Origin of the sequence: Vibrio gelatinilyticus, from assembly GCF_022836845.1 — a bacterium.
Taxonomy (GTDB): domain Bacteria; phylum Pseudomonadota; class Gammaproteobacteria; order Enterobacterales; family Vibrionaceae; genus Vibrio; species Vibrio gelatinilyticus.
On the sequence record NZ_JAJNNZ010000039.1, the window covers coordinates 1 to 2,022 of the forward strand.

The 2,022-nt window shown below is 50.4% G+C and carries 1 protein-coding gene; it reads right to left on the reverse strand.

The window, feature by feature from the left end:
- Positions 1-48: 48 nt before the first annotated feature.
- Positions 49-2,022 (reverse strand): transketolase (gene tkt, locus LNL84_RS19555; RefSeq protein ID WP_244359534.1); only part of this gene is annotated, 1,974 nt, incomplete at its 5' end.

Genomic DNA, 2,022 nt, shown 5'->3' on the forward strand with positions numbered 1-2,022 from the left:
AAAAAACCGAGCACTAGGCTCGGTTTTTTGTTTCAAAAGGCTAGAAGCTTACGCCAGTAGCTCTTTTGCGGTGCTTACAACGTTTTCTGTGGTGAAACCAAACATTTTGAATAGCTCACCCGCTGGTGCAGATTCACCAAAGGTCGTCATACCAATGATTTTGCCACCAAAGCCAACGTACTTGTACCAGAAGTCAGCAATGCCAGCTTCGATAGCAATACGCTTAGTGACATCCGATGGCAATACCGCTTCACGGTATGCTTCGTCTTGTTTATCAAACGCATCCGTTGAAGGCATCGAAACAACGCGTACTTGCTTACCTTCTGCTGTCAGTTGCGCGGCGGCTTCCACTGCAAGTTCAACTTCAGAGCCAGTGGCAATCAAGATAAGCTCAGGCTTGCCTGCACAGTCTTTAAGGATGTACGCACCTTTAGCAATGTCAGCCACTTGCGCAGCGTCACGCTCTTGCTGTGCTAGGTTTTGACGTGAGAAAATCAGTGACGTTGGGCCATCTTTACGTTCAATCGCTAGCTTCCACGCCACCGCAGATTCTACCTGGTCACATGGACGCCATGTGCTCATGTTTGGTGTTAGGCGCAGTGATGCCATTTGCTCAACCGGTTGGTGAGTTGGGCCGTCTTCACCCAGACCAATAGAGTCGTGCGTGTACACCTGAATGTTTTGCACTTTCATTAGTGCCGCCATACGCATCGCGTTACGTGCGTACTCCATGAACATCAGGAAGGTTGCGCCGTAAGGTACGAAACCACCGTGCAGAGCGATACCGTTCATGATAGCCGTCATGCCGAATTCGCGCACACCGTAGTGAATGTAGTTACCAGAAAAGTCGCTGGCTTCTAGAGATTTTGAACCAGACCACATAGTCAGGTTTGATGGCGCCAGGTCAGCAGAGCCACCCATAAACTCAGGTAGCATAGCACCAAACGCTTCTAGTGCGTTTTGAGACGCTTTACGTGAGGCAATGTTCGCAGGGTTAGCTTGCAAATCAGCAATAATTGCGTTGGCTTTTTCTTCCCACTGCGCTGGTAGCTCACCGTTTACACGGCGTTTGAATTCTGCTGCAAGCTCAGGGTAAGCCGCTTCATACGCTGCCAGCTTCTCGTTCCACGCCGCTTCTTTTGCTGCGCCAGCTTCTTTCGCCGACCATTGCGCATAGATGTCTTGTGGAACTTCAAAAGGACCGTGCTCCCAACCCAGTTGCTTGCGCGTTGCTGCGATTTCATCAGCGCCTAGTGGTGCACCGTGACAATCGTGAGTACCCGCTTTGTTTGGTGAGCCAAAACCAATCACCGTTTTAGTACAGATAAGCGTTGGACGTGGGTCTGCTTTTGCCGCTTCAATGGCTGCATTGATAGCGTTAGAGTCATGACCATCAACCGCCGGAATGACATGCCAGCCGTACGCTTCAAAACGCTTAGGCGTGTCATCAGAGAACCAACCGTCAACTTCACCATCAATAGAGATGCCGTTGTCATCCCAAAAAGCAATCAGTTTACCCAGACCAAGGGTACCCGCCAACGAGCACGCTTCGTGTGAGATGCCTTCCATTAGGCAGCCATCACCCATAAAGGTGTAGGTAAAGTGGTCAACGATATCGTGACCTTCTTTGTTAAACTGCGCTGCCAATGCCTTTTCAGCCATTGCCATACCAACCGCATTGGTGATGCCCTGACCGAGTGGGCCAGTGGTGGTTTCAATACCTGGTGCATAACCGTATTCAGGGTGACCTGGTGTTTTTGAATGCAGTTGACGGAAATTTTTAAGATCGTCGATAGACAGCTCGTAACCGCTTAAGTGAAGCAAAGAGTAAATAAGCATAGAGCCATGGCCGTTAGACAGTACAAAACGGTCGCGGTCTGCCCACTCAGGGTTTTGAGGGTTGTGGTTTAGGTGAGAGCGCCAAAGTACCTCGGCGATGTCAGCCATACCCATAGGGGCACCCGGGTGGCCAGAGTTGGCTTGTTGAACACCATCCATGCTCAGGGCACGGATTGCATTAGC